This window comes from Nostoc sp. DSM 114167, assembly GCF_052692655.1.
On sequence record NZ_CP195116.1, the window covers coordinates 6,429,831 to 6,445,998 of the forward strand.

Consider the following 16,168-nt stretch of genomic DNA (forward strand, 5'->3'; position numbering starts at 1 on the left):
AAATGTCCGTGAAGGTGCAGGAAAAAGCGATAAATCCAGCTTGGAGACTGGCTTTCGGAGATATTTAACCACGCCTAAGTCTTGATTTTCTGGAGCAGCAAAGTACTTAATGGGACTTAGACAAAAAGTAGCCTGAAAAACGTATAGACCAAGAATTGCTCAAAGACTTTAAAAAAGTCAATGGCAAGACTAATTTACTATTTCAAAAACGTCATGCTACTAGACCTAGACCTGATTAGCCCAACAGCGATGGCTTCGCCAACGCCAAGGGCGAACGCAGACACAGCCACCACAGACCAAGCAAAACCAGTATTAATCAATATCCTAGCCAATGACAGCGACGCAGACAGCAGCATTGACCCCGCAACCCTAACCATTAAAATCAACCCCAGCAAGGGTGCGATCGCACTCAACCTTGATGGTACAGTTACTTATACCCCCAACCCCACCTTTGTCGGCACAGACACAGACGGCTTAACATCTAACACCGCTACTGTCAACATCACAGTCAACAATATTGCCCCTTGAAGTTCTCTTCCATGAAACTTTATTCTATGCATCTTCATAGAGAATTGGTATCACGGGGGCTGAAACTTTTGAAGCGATCGCTCCCTCACCAGTTCGGAATTAATTTTCCCCCAAAGGGGATGAAATCGCTTAAAATATTGGACATTCTTCAACCTAAATCAAGCGATGCCAAGAGCAGCCACAGTCCCCAAGCGCAAGCCAAAAGCCAAATCAGCGCCCACTTCCTCAGTTGGGACATGGGCAGATGAGACTGAATTGGTAGGCTTGGTGTTCGATTTTGAGGCAACGGCAACGGCTTCTCTGTACTCGCAGTACACAATTGGACTTCATGCGTGGTTTCTCGACCAAGTGCGGCAAGTTGACCCACAGCTATCAGCTTATCTCCATGATGGAGAGTCGGAAAAACCCTTCAATATTTCGGCGCTAGAAGGACAACTGTTACCTAGTGGCAAGCAACTGCAATTAGTGGCCAACCAAATTTACCGTTGGCATATCAACGCTTTGTCTCAAAGAGTGGTATCCTTCCTCAAACAGTGGTTAACCAATTTACCAAAGACTATCGACTTAAGAGGAGCATCCTTACAAATAAAGCAGGTGAGCATCGCTCATACTCCGATTACTTACGCACAATTGCTGCGATCGCCAAGCGAACAATCTGTAGTAGATCTCAGTTTTGTTTCACCAACGAGTTTTCGCCGCAAAGGTCATCATTTCCCGCTGCCAGTCCCAGAGAATTTGTTCCACAGTTATCTGCGGCGGTGGAATGACTTTTCCCAGCAGCCAGTAGAACAAGAGATTTTTATCAAATGGATTGATGAAAGTGTCATCATTCATCAGCACTGTTTGGAATCAATGAAGGTGGCTGCTGGCAAGCAAGGGTCAGTCACAGGTTTTACGGGGGCGATTTCCTTGGGTTTGAGCAAACAAGCTTTCACAAATACTGAATTCACCCAGCTATTCTACGCTTTGGTCAGGCTTGCACCATACTGCGGAACAGGTCATAAGACTACCTTTGGCTTGGGACAAACGCGCTCTGGCTGGTTGGCACAACAAAAGTCAGCTATAGCCGAACAGTTGATCGCGGATACGTTAGCTCAAAGGATTGAAGAACTCACAGAAATATTTACTGCACAACGCAAACGCAAGGGCGGCGATCGCACCGATAAGATTGCCGTTACTTGGGCGACTATCCTGGCTCGTCGTGAACATGGGGAGTCATTGCAGGCGATCGCCCAAGATTTGCAAATGAAATCTGAGACGGTCAAAACTTACGTCAAGTTAGCTCGAAAAGCTCTCAAGCAGGGTACAGTTGAGGAAGCTATCGACAATCGTCAGTAATTGTCGTATTATGTCTGTATCAACTTGATGTTTGGCAAGTCGAAGCGGGGTCAAAAACCCTGGGTATCTGCCAAAATCGCCATAACCTTGACAAGTCAATAGTTACAGCGTTTCATTAATTAGGAAAGTTGAGAAATAGTCCCAATAACAGTGGCTGAAATCGACCTGTTTTTGAGGTTCGTCAAATCGCTTTCCAGGAAGCTTGCTCTCGTTAAGTTTCAGCACTGAGCAGTTTCCACAGACCATTACCCCGCGAGGGGACTGAAACATTAGAGCGCCTCTACAAAGGGCGCTTTTTATTTTGTGTTTCCACAGACCATTACCCCGCGAGGGGACTGAAACTTAACTGGATTAGGGTAACTTGCATCGGTCCCGGAGTTTCCACAGACCATTACCCCGCGAGGGGACTGAAACATACTGGGCGATCGCCTCGGTCGTTACCGTACCCTCTGGTTTCCACAGACCATTACCCCGCGAGGGGACTGAAACTTTTGATTCGATCGACAGAAACAGGGATAACCCGCGTTTCCACAGACCATTACCCCGCGAGGGGACTGAAACATATAATCTCCATGCTTGCGTTTAATGTCATCCAGTTTCCACAGACCATTACCCCGCGAGGGGACTGAAACGCTAAATAATACGCTTCCCGGTTAGATTTTAAAAGGTTTCCACAGACCATTACCCCGCGAGGGGACTGAAACAGAATTATTACTCATTACTCCATCTACGTTGGGAAAGTTTCCACAGACCATTACCCCGCGAGGGGACTGAAACTTCCCAATACTGCTTACTGTTTTGAATCTGGAAGGTTTCCACAGACCATTACCCCGCGAGGGGACTGAAACATTGTTATAATCGCCTCGAACGAAATAATCGGCAAAGTTTCCACAGACCATTACCCCGCGAGGGGACTGAAACCTTGAATTGCGAGATTGTTCTTTTAAAGTGGCCCAGGTTTCCACAGACCATTACCCCGCGAGGGGACTGAAACTCGAATCTGGGGCAGCAGTTTTCAAGCCCAGCAGGTTTCCACAGACCATTACCCCGCGAGGGGACTGAAACTTGATTTCTAAGGCTTTCATAACTATTCCTAAAGGTTTCCACAGACCATTACCCCGCGAGGGGACTGAAACGTCAGGAAGCTTGACTCCCTTAAATTCAATGAACTCAGTTTCCACAGACCATTACCCCGCGAGGGGACTGAAACTACTCAATCTCTTGAGTAACTACAATTTCGTTGGGTTTCCACAGACCATTACCCCGCGAGGGGACTGAAACCTTTGGGTTACGTCTAAATCAGCACCAAAGTCTTGTTGAGTTTCCACAGACCATTACCCCGCGAGGGGACTGAAACCAGCAAGAAGAACTATAATAGAGGGCATAGATTGCAGTTTCCACAGACCATTACCCCGCGAGGGGACTGAAACATCAAAACAATCGCTAAGTCTTACTCATTACTCATTGTTTCCACAGACCATTACCCCGCGAGGGGACTGAAACAAACAATATACTGTTTCACAAATAGCCCAAAGATTGGGTTTCCACAGACCATTACCCCGCGAGGGGACTGAAACTTCCCAATACTGCTTACTGTTTTGAATCTGGAGGGTTTCCACAGACCATTACCCCGCGAGGGGACTGAAACATTATTAGCTATTTCATCCTGACTTAACGGACTTGAGTTTCCACAGACCATTACCCCGCGAGGGGACTGAAACTCTCCAGTGTTTAATCCAGCGGTAGCGGCTCTACCGTTTCCACAGACCATTACCCCGCGAGGGGACTGAAACAGGTGAATAGGGTGTGGGGTGTAGGGAAATTAAACCGTTTCCACAGACCATTACCCCGCGAGGGGACTGAAACCAGCAGCGCGGCCGCTTCAAGTCCACCATCAGCGGTTTCCACAGACCATTACCCCGCGAGGGGACTGAAACGTAAAGACAGGCGTTGTACAAATCCTTATGAAGTCGTTTCCACAGACCATTACCCCGCGAGGGGACTGAAACGTATATCGTTGTTCTTTAGGATGAGGAATACTTAAGTTTCCACAGACCATTACCCCGCGAGGGGACTGAAACCCGAAATCTGAGTCTAATCCAGATCATAGACCTAAGAGAAGTTTCCACAGACCATTACCCCGCGAGGGGACTGAAACCAGCCAATCAAGTTGTTTCCAGATGCCATCTCCATGTTTCCACAGACCATTACCCCGCGAGGGGACTGAAACTTTTTGAATGCTCGAAATTGGAAAAATACTGGTGAGTTTCCACAGACCATTACCCCGCGAGGGGACTGAAACGCAATACATCGTGTTCTGCAACCGTTTGAACCGTCATTTGACAGTGCGGCTCAATCACCCTGAAAAATTCCACTTTTGGGTTAGCAAAAACTCACGGATCTCTCTTGAGTACGGTTCCACTATTGAAAACTTCCAACATTGCTTTGCCTCTGTATCTTCAACTTTCTCAAAAGTTCCATCGGCACGTCGCCGCCAACCATCCACAATTACATCATCTTCAGAATTACGAGGTTTTGAGGGGTCGCGCCAGTCGTGTTAGATTTGTCCTTCGAGCAGTTAACCGCACAAGACTGGCAACCTTTGCCATTAGTTTTATGAAGTAATTTTACAAAAACTAATGCCTTGCGTAAAACACAGACATAACTCTCTGAGTAATAGCTAGCAACTCAAAATAATAAATTTTGTGGAAGTATGGTTTCTAGCAACGGGATTTTAGAACAAGGCAATTTTCTTCAAGTCACACTGCCGCATATCTGGGATCGTGATATGAGTGATGTCTGCGACGAGCAACTCTTGGAGACGCTACGCGTAGCTTGTTTCCCCGTAGGGGTACGCTTACACCAGCAGCGTTTCTTAGCCTTACAGAGAACCAACAGAGCGTTAGAGTCAAAAGTGCAAAAGCTTTTAGCTGAATTAACAACTGCTAAAGAGCAATTTTGTCGCGATCAAGCTTCCGATCGGCAGACACAGACAGAATTAGAAAAGTTTTTTTCTTTGCTTCAGGCAACTTTAGATTCCACAGAACAATTATTGGAAGCGATCGCTCCTCGACTAGAAAAACACGTTACCTCAAAGCAGTGGATATCAGAACCACAAAGGCTCTTTCCTACTTGCCCTCAACTAAAGAAAGTTTTTGATTATATCGAAGCTAATTATCATCAATCGATTGGTTTAAGTGACGTAGCTGTTGCAGTTGGTTATTCCGCAGCTTATTTAACCAATCTAGTGCGACGCAAAACGGGAAAAACAGTAAATGATTGGATCTTTGAACGTCGTATGTTAGCTGCGCGTGCCTTGCTTCTGGAAACCAACCAGCCAGTTAATCAGATTGCTTGTGCAATCGGCTATCAGTATGAAGGATATTTCTTTCGTCAATTTCGCCAGTTTCATGGGACTACACCTCAAGCTTGGCGTAATACTCAGCGTTCTAATGTTAGTGTCAATCACTAGCAACATAATGAATAGTTTTAACAACAAAATGTGCATTGTCTCTAAAATTTATATTTCCTACACTACTAAATATAGGAACGCAAATTGGTTCTTGAAAGCCGACTAAGACTAAGAGCTTTATCCAACAATGCTCATATTTTGAAAAGCTTTCAGTAATCAAACCAGATTCCTATTAATACAAGGTTACTTTTACAAGAGGTAGCTTGTAAAAGGTTGATATTAAGTGCTTTGCACTATTTGCTTGAGAAATTATTGCAGAACAATTCACACTTAATTAGGAGAAAAAAGATGAAAGGCAATCAACAGGAACAACTCTTAACTGAATTAAACTCTGTGTTGGAAGAAATTTCAGATGACAATTCTGCTTCTCTAACAGGAGGAGCAACAGGAGTAGGAACCTTCTCTGGCACAATTCCTAACTTCGGATCAAAGACATTCCCAAGGGTATATACCACCACTAGTCGATTCAATGACATTTCAATTCGATTAAATCAGAATATCTCTAGAACCATAAAAGTTGAAGCCGTGCGTGCCGATGGCGGTAAGGTAAGTAGTTTCGTAAGGAGTATTTCTCCAAACTCCGCAGGAAAGCTCATCACTGTTGCAAAGGACGTACGCGATGGAACCCGCTTCAAGCTCAACTTTTACATTGAGGGGCCAAATTTACCTACATTCGTATCAGGTCCGATCACTTATTAGCAGGATGGTTTTAGTTTTTCGCCTTGAGTTTTGTCCGACTTTTGCATTGAGGAATTTAGTTAGACCAATCATTTCTATTACTCATTTTTGAGTTGGGTCAGACGGTCAGGTTGTATTGCAAAAAAGTTTTTCAACACCATTTGTAGTAATACTACAATTTGTAATTTGATTACATATAGGGCTTTTGAAATTTTTGCAACACAATTTTTAATACACTGAAAACCAGATCCGGTCAGGGCGAAAGCCCTGACCGATCTTTCTCTGCTGCATAAATCTTAAAGATGAAATACCAGATTGTTCTACAACATAGCGAAGAAGACTGTGGTGCTGCGTGCCTAGCCACTGTTGCCAAACACTATGGACGCACCTTTGCCATTAGTCGAATGCGGGAAGTAGTTGGTACAGGATCGCGGGGAACCAGCCTGCTGGGTTTGAGACGGGGTGCAGAAACTCTAGGATTTAATACGCGTCAAGTCAAAGCCTCGGTACAACTGCTTGACCAATTGCATAAAGCCCCTTTACCCGCCATCATTCATTGGAAAGGCTACCACTGGGTCGTTTTATACGGGCAAAAAGGTAAAAAATACGTAATCGCTGACCCTGGTGTAGGTATCCGTTACCTTACCCGCGAGGAGTTGCTCGAAGGGTGGGGCAATGGCATCATGCTGCTGCTAACGCCAGACGACAGCCGCTTTTACCAGCAATCAGATGATAAAATAGGCAGCTTTGGGCGTTATCTGATGCGGGTTTTACCCTATCGCGCTATTCTGATTCAAGCGATCGCAATTAACATCGTCATCGGACTACTTTCCCTTGTCTCTCCCTTAATAATGCAATTGCTCACCGATGACGTACTCGTGCGGGGAGATACCCAACTGCTAACCGTAGTGGCAATGGGAGCGATCGCTATGAGTCTATTTAGCAGTGCGATCGGTTTGGTACAATCTCACCTAATTGGTCACTTTGGTCAACGACTGCAATTAGGACTGATTCTAGAATACGGGCGACAACTGTTGCGTTTGCCCCTCTCGTACTTTGAAGGACGGCGCAGTGGGGAAGTAGTCAGTCGGATTGCCGATGTAGATCACATAAATGAGCTAGTTTCCCAAATTGTCCTCGGTTTACCCAGCCAATTTTTTATCGCCTTAGTTTCCTTGGGCTTCATGCTCTTTTACAGTTGGGGGCTGACTTTGGCAACTCTTGCTGCCTTTGTGATTGTCACCCTCGTCAATCTGCTTTTTCTCCCAGCTTTGCGCCAGAAAACTCGCAATGCGATCGTCTTGGGTACAGAAAACCAAGGCTTTCTCGTTGAAACTTTTCGCGGTGTCCAGGTGCTAAAAACTACCCAAGCAACTCCCCAAGCTTGGCAAGAGTATCAGGCAAATTATGGTCGGCTTGCTAACTTGGGCTGGAGTACGATGAAGCTAGGGCTTTACAGTGGCACAATCACTAATATTTTTTCTACTTGCACGAATATTGCCTTACTATGGTTAGGCTCATACTTAGTGATTAATCGCACTTTGAGCATCGGTCAGCTGCTAGCGTTTACTGGGATGAGTGGCAACTTTCTCGGCTTTTTGGGTTCAGTTATCGGCTTAGTTGATGAGTTTATCACTGCCCAGATTGTCATCCAACGCCTGACGGAGGTGATTGATGCTACCCCAGAAGACGACAAAGACGAGAAAAAGCCTTGGGCACAACTGAAGGGCAATATAGGTATTACTTGCACTAACCTTAATTTCCACCACGCAGGTAGAGTTGACTTGCTGCAAGATTTTTCGCTAATTATCCCTGGCGGTCAAGTCATTGGGCTGATTGGTAAATCCGGTTGTGGTAAAAGCACCCTCGCCAAACTGCTTGCTGGTTTGTATTTCCTGCAATCTGGCAATATCCGCTATGGCATTTATAATCAGCAAGACCTCTCAATGGAATGTCTGCGGCAACAGGTGGTGCTAGTACCTCAAGAACCTCACTTCTGGAGTCGCTCAATTATTGAAAATTTCCGCTTCAGCTATCCTCAAATAAGCTTTGAACAAATTGTGCAAGCTTGCGAGATTGCTGGTGCAGACGAGTTTATTAGTAAACTGCCCGATAAATATCAAACTGTTTTAGGCGAATTTGGCGCGAATCTTTCTGGTGGACAACGACAGAGATTAGCGATCGCTAGAGCTATAGTTACTGACCCGCCGATATTAATTTTAGATGAATCCACTGGCGCTCTCGACCCAGTGAGTGAAGCCAAACTGCTAGATAGACTGCTGTCTCATCGACAGGGCAAAACCACGATTATGATTAGCCATCGCCCCAAAGTCATTGGGCGGGCTGATTGGATTGTACTTCTTGAAGAAGGACGTTTGAAAATCCAAGGCACTCCAGAATCTCTACGCCATCAAGCTGGCGAACACTTAGACTTTTTGGACGGTGTTGACCCATTTACAAATGGTTTAGTGCGTAAACCCTCTAACTCTAACGGTAAATTCAGCACAATCATTAACTAAAACCACATGATTAGCCATTCCAACTCAGACTATTTGCCCCCAATTCAAGACAACGAGTTTCTCCCGCCACTTGGTCGTTGGACTACTTGGGGCGGACTAGTTTTTGTCTGTGCTGTGGGGCTAGCTGTTCCGCTCACCTCTGTTATCAAATATAAAGTGACAGTTAAAGGACAAGCTGTTGTCCGCCCTGCTGGTGAATTGCGGCTCGTGCAAGCTGCTACCGAAGGTCAGGTGACGCGGGTCTTTGTTACAGAAAATCAAGTTGTCAAAAAAGGGGATGTGATTGCTACTATTGACAACTCGAAGCTACAAACCAAAAAGAGCCAACTGCAAAGTAACATTGGGCAAAGTCGTTTACAACTGTTTCAAATGAATGCCCAGATTAACGCCATTAATAGCCAGGTTTTAGCTGAAACTGAGCGTGTCAACCGGGTTATAGCTGGTGCTGAATCTGAATTAAGCGATCGCAGCCGGAACTATCAAGATAAACTGATTACTACCGCTACTGATGTCCAAGAAGCGGATGCCAATGTCAAAGCTGCCGATGCTGGTCTAAAAGCTGCCCAGTCAAAGCGAAATCGTTATGAGACTGTAGCCAAAGCCGGAGCTTTGTCTCAAGATCAATTTGAGGAAGCACAACTAGCTGTTCGCCAGCAAGAACAAGCACTCTTAGCAGCTAAAGCCAAATTGCAAAATGTCCAAACTGCCCTCAATCCCAGTAATGCACAAGTAGCGATCGCTTATAATCGCATTGCCCAAGAAAAAGCTACAGGGAAAGCCAGCATTGCTACTTTAGATAAAGAACGCCAAGCTTTAATCCAGCAACGAATAGAAATCCAAAAACAGCTAGAGAGTGACACCCGCGAACTCCAACAGGTAAATATTGACCTCAGCCAGACTAGAATTACTGCCACAGCAGATGGAATTATTTCTAAATTAAACCTGCGAAACTCCGGTCAAACAGTGCCTGCTGGACAGGAGATTGCCCAAATTGTCCCCGGTGATGTTCCCTTGGAGATTAAGGCAGCGATCGCACTTCAGGATAAAAATAAGTTGAAACAAGGCCAAAAGGTACAAATGCGGGTTTCTGCTTGTCCTTATCCAGATTATGGTACTCTCAAAGGCCAGGTTAAGACGATTTCCCCGGATGCAATCGCACCTCAAGGGAATGCTGCTAATGCCACCGACACAACATCAGCCAGCCAGAAGATGGCTGCTGTTGGTGCGTACTATGAGGTAATAATTGAGCCAGAAAGTCTTTCTCTAGGTAAGCAAAAACATCAATGTGCTATTCAATTGGGAATGGAGGGTACAGTTGATATTATTTCTAGAGAAGAGACTGTGTTGCAATTCTTTTTAAGGAAGGCAAGGTTGATTGCAGACTTGTAATGCGTTGGCGTAGCCCGCCGCAGGCATCGCATTGTAACTATTCGTAATTATTTCTCGCAATCCTATCGTGAGTTTTCTATCTATCCTTATAAGAGGGTGTAGTTTACTTGCTGGTTATTGAAGGGTTGCAATGTTTAGAATGACGCAATGCAGGCAGCATTGGCAGTGGAAATTAGTGCTGGGAAGTTGGTTGGTGATGGGTAGTGCGATCGCATTCGCTTTCTCTTCTAATTGCGCTTTTGCCCAAATTACCCCTGATAGGACTCTACCCAATAATTCTCGTGTTACAACACAAGACAACATCAGTACCATCGAAGGAGGAACCCAAGCTGGAAAGAACTTATTCCACAGTTTTGGGCAGTTTTCTGTCCCCACTGGCGGCACTGCTTTTTTTAATAATGCTGCGGATATTCAAAATATTATCAGTCGGGTAACGGGTGGGTCACGTTCTAATATTGATGGGATAATTCGCGCTAATGGTACAGCTAACCTGTTTCTAATTAATCCTAATGGGATTATATTTGGTCAGAATGCTCAATTAAATATTGGCGGTTCGTTTGTAGCGACTACAGCCAATGGGATTAGATTTGGCAATTTAGGTTTTTTCAGTGCTATTAATCCAGAAGCGCCTTCACCTTTGCTGAGTGTCGATCCTTCCGCTTTGTTATTTAATCAAATTACAGCAGCGCCGATTCAAAATAACTCACAAGCACAAGGGGCAGAATTAGACCCGTCAAAAAATTTTACTCCTAAAGGTCTACGTGTTCCGGATGGTAAAAGTTTGCTGCTTGTAGGTGACAACATTAGCATGAATGGTGGCGGATTGTTTGCTTTTGGTGGTCGAGTTGAGTTGGGAGGATTGGCAGAACCTGGAACTGTGGGAATTGATGTCAATGGCAACAATTTGAGTTTGAGTTTTCCTGATAGTGGATTACGAGCAAATGTGTACCTTACCAATGGCGCTAATGTGAGTGTACGTGCAGCCAGTGGCGGGAGTATCGCCATCAACGCCAGAAACTTAAAGATTTTGCGAGGAAGTCAACTGTTGGCAGGAATAGCACGAGGGCTAGGGGGATCTGACGTAAAAGCCGGAGATATCGTAATTAATGCCACAGAAGCATTCACCATTGCTGATGCTGACAGTGTTATTTCTAATCGGGTGGGAGTTGGCGCAAAAGGCAAGGGAGGTGATGTCCAAATATCGGCGGGGTCGCTGTCTGTTAGCAGTGGCGCTCAACTGTATGCTGGCACTTACGGGCAAGGAGATGCAGGTAGCGTGAATATTAATGTTCGTGATACAGCCTCCTTTGATGGAGAAAGCGAAAAATCTCGTAGCTTGCACAGTGGTGCATCTAGCAAAGTGGAATCGTCTGGCATCGGTCAGGGGGGTAATGTCAATCTCCAAACAAGGTCATTAAGATTAACCAATGGTGCTCAACTAGATGTCAGTAGCCTTGGAGAGGGAAATGCGGGTGCTGTAAATATTCATGCCCGTGATATTGTCATTGATGGGGAAAGTAGCCAATTAGAAAGTAGTGGTATATACAGCCGAGTTGATACTGCATATGTACCTGAGTACCACCAAGGTATGGGTCAGGGAGGTAATATCAATATCACAACAGATTCACTTTCTGTCACCAATGGTAGTGTAATAACTACCAGTACTCTTGGACGGGGGAATGCAGGAAACGTGTTCATCAATGCCCGCGATATTGTCTTTGACGGGATGGGTAGATTCGATAGAAATAAAAAAATCAGACAATCCAGTGCTGCTACGAGCGCTGTCAGAGATATTGGCGTGGGTCAGGGGGGCAGTGTAAATATTACAGCAGAGTCGCTAAGAGTAAGCAATGGCGCTTCTCTAAGTACCAGTACCTTGGGGCAGGGAAGTGCGGGAAACGTGTTCATTAACGCCCGCAATATTGTCTTGGATGGAGTAGGCTCATATTTGAATGAAGTGCAACCGTATTTCTTACCCAGTGGTGTATATAGCCAGATGGAAACAGAATATGTGGGTCAGGGGGGCAGTGTAAACCTTACAGCAGATTCGCTTTCTGTCACCAATGGTGCTGTCATAAGTACCAGTACTCTTGGACGGGGGGATGCAGGAAACGTGTTCATCACTGCCGGCGATATCGTCTTAGATGGGGTGGATAGGAACAGATTTTCTAGTGGAGTCTTCAGCACAGCAGAGAAGAAAGCCATAGGTAATGGTGGTTATATAGACATCTCTACCAGATCGCTTTTTGTCAGCAATGGTGCTAAAGTTGCTACCATTAGTCAAGGGAATAATAATGCGGCAGGCAGTATAAAAGTTGCAGCACACTCTATCTGGTTGGACAACGGAGCTGCGATCGCAGCAGAAACTGCCTCTGGTAAAGGTGGCAATATTACCTTAGAAAATCATCGGGAAAATCTAGATTTATTATTAATTCGCCGTGGCAGTAGAATTTCTACAACCGCAGGCATTGAAGACCAGGGTGGAGATGGTGGAAACATCATTATCAATGCTCCTCATGGCTTCATTATTGCCGTCCCCAATGAAAATAGTGATATTACTGCTAATGCTTTCATAGGCAGGGGAGGGAACGTTCAAATTAGCGCTTTTGGTGTTTACGGCACTCAATTTCGAGACAAAGAAAACCCACAAACAAGCGATATCACTGCTAGTTCCCAGTTTGGAATTAACGGCACTGTAGAACTTAACACACCTGATATCGACCCCAGCAGTAGCTTAGTCAACCTGCCAACAGTACCAGTTGATACCCAAGTAGCACAGACTTGTACCGCAGGCAGCATTGTAGCTAAGAGCAGTTTTACAATCACTGGACGCGGTGGCTTACCACCTAATCCGGGTGAAGCCCTCAGCGCTGACGCAGTGCAGGTAGATTTGGTGACTCTCAACCCAAAAGTAGGTAATACTCCAGCAGTTTCCACAAATCCCATTAACCCAACACCATCTCGCATAGTAGAAGCTACTGGTTGGGTAATTGCTGCTAATGGCGATGTAATTCTCACTAGTGCACCCACCGTCACACCTCATTCTTCCTGGCAGAGGACAGCCGATTGCCGTGTGTTTAATCAACAACAGGGAGGTTGAGCAACTTACACTGTCTATTTTTAGTAAAAACGCGGTGTGAATGGGGGCAAAAACATGGCAAGAAAAAAGTCTAGATTACGGAAAATCAAACGCCTTTTAAGTGTACTGCTGCTTTTGGCTATGTTTTTAGGCGCGGGGTTATTGCCCCCTACTTTCGCACATGTAACTCCGGAAAACTCTAGTCTTCAAAAGTTGTCTTATGCCCAAAACTTGCTGGAACAGGGCAGTAAATTTTATGAAGCTGAACGGTTTGCTGAAGCTGCTACTTCTTGGCAACAGGCTATCTCTGCATTCAAGGCTAATGAAGATGAACTAAGGCTTGCGATCGCACTGGGTAATCTCTCATTAGCTTATCAGCAATTGGGACAGTGGTCAGAGGCAGAAACTGCGATCGCTCAAAGTCTCAACTTATTACAAGCTGCTAAAAATATAGATACCAAACAGCGATCGCAAATTCTAGCCCAAGTCCTAGATATCAAAGGTCGCCTGCAATTGGCTCAAAGCAAAGCTGAAGATGCCTTGGATACTTGGCGAATATCACTTGACATCTATACCAAAATCGGCAACAAAAGGGCGGTTCTTCAAAATCGGATTAACCAAGCGCAAGCTTTGCAAGCTTTAGGATTTTATCGGCAAGCCGAGAAGACATTAAGGGAAAGTACCCAGATTCTCCAAAGTCAACCCAACTCACCTGTTAAAGTTGCAGCTTTGCATAGTCTTGGCAATGTCGTGCAAGTCACAGGTGATTTAGAAACATCTCGGCAGATATTGCAGCAAAGTTTAGAAATAGCTTCATCGTTGCCAGATCGAGAAGCGATCGCTGATATTCTCCTCAGTCTGGGTAATACAGCCCGTGTTCAGCAAGACACGCAAACAGCTTTAAAATATTATCAACAAACTATCAAAACTACAACCTCACCCACTACACGCATCCAAGCTCAAGCTAATCAACTAAGACTATTGCTGAAAACTGAGCAATTGTCAGCTTTCCAAACATTATCCTCGCAAATTAAAACTCAGCTTCACGACTTACCCCTTAGTCGAACAGCGATTTCTGCCCGCATTAACTTTGGCCAAAGTCTAATGCAATTCCGAAAAAAAACCATCGCAGACACTCCCTCATGGTTGGACATTGCCCAATTACTAGCAACTGCGATTGAGCAAGCAAAAAGTTTGCAAGATAAACGCACAGAATCCTATGCTCTTGGTGTTTTAGGGCAAGTGTACGAACAAACTCAACAGTTGTCTGATGCCCAAAACCTCACTCAACAAGCCTTGTTCATCGCTCAAGATATCGATGCTAAAGACATTGGCTATCAATGGCAATGGCAACTAGGACGTTTGCTTAAAACTAAGGGAGATACAAAAGGAGCAGTAGCAGCTTACACAGAAGCAGTTAATAATCTCCAAGCCCTCCGCAGTGATTTAGTTGCTGTCAATTCTGCGGTGAAATTTTCCTTTCGAGAAGAAGTTGAACCAGTTTATCGACAATTAGTTGATTTACTTTTGCAATCTCCGGGTAACTCCCAAGTTAGCTCAGAAAATCTTGCCAAAGCCAGCAATACAATCGAATCACTCCAAATAGCAGAACTAGAAAACTTCTTTCGCAACAACTGTTTGAATGCTCAAATCCGTAATCCAAAAAAAGATCCAACGGCAGCAATTATTTATCCATTTATTTTGCCAGACCGACTAGAGGTCATCATCCAGTTGCCTCAACAGCGTTGGTTGCATTACACTACCCCTGTAGTTGAAAAAGAAGTGGAAACTACTTTAGCGCAACTACAGGAAAATCTACCCAAACCACATACGCTCCGACAAGTTCAATCTTTATCCCAGAAGATTTACAAATGGCTGATTCAACCTGCTGAAGCTGCCTTAGCTGAAACTAAGACTCCGACTTTGGTATTTGTGCTGGATGGTTGGTTGCGAAATATTCCGATGGCAGCTCTCTACGATGGCAAACAGTATTTAGTTGAGAAGTATAACATTGCACTTACTCCCAGTCTGCAACTGATTGAACCTAAACCATTGGAGAAAGAATTAAAGGCAATAGCCGCAGGATTGAGTGAAGCAAGTTCGGGATTTTCTGCATTACCGAACGTCAAACTTGAATTAGAAGAAATCCGCTCTCAAGTTCCTAGCACTATTCTTCTGAATCAAGAATTTACCAGCAAAGCTTTGCAAAACCGGATTAATTCTTTATCTTTCCCTATCGTTCATCTTGCAACTCATGGTCAGTTTAGCTCCAAGGCTGAGGAGACATTTATTGTCGCTTGGAATGAGCGTATTTATGTGAAAAAGTTAAATGAGTTAGTGCGAACGCTAGAGCAAAATAGACCCGAAGCGATTGAATTGCTTATTCTTAGTGCCTGTCAAACAGCAGCCGGGGACGAACAAGCTGCACTAGGAATTGCTGGTGTGGCTTTTCAGGCAGGAGCGCGCAGTACGATCGCTTCTTTATGGAACTTAGATGATGAGTCTACTGCTGTGTTGATGAATCAATTTTACCAAGAGTTAGGCAACAAAAACCTGACTAAAGCTGAAGTACTCCGTCGCGCCCAGCTCGCTCTTTTGCAAAATCTCAGATACAAACGTCCCAGGTTTTGGGCCCCCTATGTTCTGCTAGGTAATTGGCTTTGAACCATCACCACTTCAAGCCGTGGGATTCAGACTAGAGCTGGAGTTAACTTTTTGTTTACAGCAGATTCAAGTTAATGAAGTACAAAAATACCCCACCCTAACCCTCCCCGTATGTATTGGGGAGGGAACAAGATTTCTTATTTCCCCCCTTTATAAGGGGGGATTAAGGGGGGTAAAGATGTACTTCATTTAGATGCAAAATACTGTATTTACTTACGCAGATGCGATCGCATCAACTTACAATGCGATTGTATTGGCTGACAATGCCATTGTATCGACTGACAATGCCATTGTTTCAGCTAACAATGCCATTGTATCGACTGACAATGCCATTGTTTTAGCTAACAATGCGATTGTATCGACTGACAATGCCATTGTTTCGCCTAACAATGCCAATGTATTGGCTAACAATGCCATTGTTTCGCCTAACAACGCCATTGTATCGACTAACAATGCGATCGCATCGGCTGATTAATTCTGGTGTATAAACTTATGTAAATA

General features: G+C 44.7%; 10 protein-coding genes and 1 CRISPR repeat array. All 10 genes read left to right on the forward strand.

Features of this window, described 5'->3' with window-relative positions; translation table 11 throughout:
* Nucleotides 1–180: 180 nt before the first annotated feature.
* The 10 genes from NSTC731_RS27340 to NSTC731_RS27385 all read left to right on the forward strand — a co-directional run bounded on the left by NSTC731_RS27340 (nucleotide 181) and on the right by NSTC731_RS27385 (nucleotide 16,142).
* Nucleotides 181–528, forward strand: a complete 348-nt coding sequence (locus NSTC731_RS27340) for an Ig-like domain-containing protein (RefSeq protein ID WP_445627697.1) — start codon at nucleotides 181–183, stop codon at nucleotides 526–528.
* Between the two features lie 165 nt (nucleotides 529–693).
* Nucleotides 694–1,866: a CRISPR-associated endoribonuclease Cas6 gene (gene cas6, locus NSTC731_RS27345; RefSeq protein ID WP_445627698.1), complete on the forward strand. Its 1,173-nt coding sequence runs from the start codon at nucleotides 694–696 to the stop codon at nucleotides 1,864–1,866.
* 231 nt (nucleotides 1,867–2,097) lie between these two features.
* Nucleotides 2,098–4,168: direct repeats of the CRISPR family, unit length 37 nt; unit sequence GTTTCCACAGACCATTACCCCGCGAGGGGACTGAAAC.
* A gap of 104 nt (nucleotides 4,169–4,272) precedes the next feature.
* A complete protein-coding gene (locus tag NSTC731_RS27350; RefSeq protein ID WP_445627699.1) occupies nucleotides 4,273–4,491 on the forward strand; it encodes a hypothetical protein in 219 nt (72 codons plus the stop codon).
* Nucleotides 4,492–4,579: 88 nt separating this feature from the next.
* Nucleotides 4,580–5,338, forward strand: coding sequence for a helix-turn-helix domain-containing protein (locus tag NSTC731_RS27355; protein ID WP_445627700.1), 759 nt, complete (start codon nucleotides 4,580–4,582; stop codon nucleotides 5,336–5,338).
* A 288-nt stretch (nucleotides 5,339–5,626) separates the two neighbouring features.
* Nucleotides 5,627–6,037, forward strand: a complete 411-nt coding sequence (locus NSTC731_RS27360; RefSeq protein ID WP_445627701.1) for a hypothetical protein — start codon at nucleotides 5,627–5,629, stop codon at nucleotides 6,035–6,037.
* Nucleotides 6,038–6,318: 281 nt separating this feature from the next.
* Complete coding sequence (locus tag NSTC731_RS27365) at nucleotides 6,319–8,535, forward strand: peptidase domain-containing ABC transporter (protein ID WP_445627702.1); 2,217 nt, start codon at nucleotides 6,319–6,321, stop codon at nucleotides 8,533–8,535.
* A gap of 6 nt (nucleotides 8,536–8,541) precedes the next feature.
* On the forward strand, nucleotides 8,542–9,924 hold the full coding sequence (locus tag NSTC731_RS27370) for an HlyD family secretion protein (protein ID WP_445627703.1): 1,383 nt from the start codon (nucleotides 8,542–8,544) through the stop codon (nucleotides 9,922–9,924).
* A 139-nt stretch (nucleotides 9,925–10,063) separates the two neighbouring features.
* Complete coding sequence (locus tag NSTC731_RS27375) at nucleotides 10,064–13,024, forward strand: two-partner secretion domain-containing protein (protein ID WP_445627704.1); 2,961 nt, start codon at nucleotides 10,064–10,066, stop codon at nucleotides 13,022–13,024.
* Nucleotides 13,025–13,078: 54 nt separating this feature from the next.
* Nucleotides 13,079–15,667: a CHAT domain-containing protein gene (locus tag NSTC731_RS27380; protein WP_445627705.1), complete on the forward strand. Its 2,589-nt coding sequence runs from the start codon at nucleotides 13,079–13,081 to the stop codon at nucleotides 15,665–15,667.
* A gap of 193 nt (nucleotides 15,668–15,860) precedes the next feature.
* The gene (locus tag NSTC731_RS27385; RefSeq protein ID WP_445627706.1) at nucleotides 15,861–16,142 is read left to right on the forward strand and encodes a hypothetical protein; all 282 of its coding nucleotides are present in this window, start codon (nucleotides 15,861–15,863) and stop codon (nucleotides 16,140–16,142) included.
* Nucleotides 16,143–16,168 lie beyond the last annotated feature (26 nt).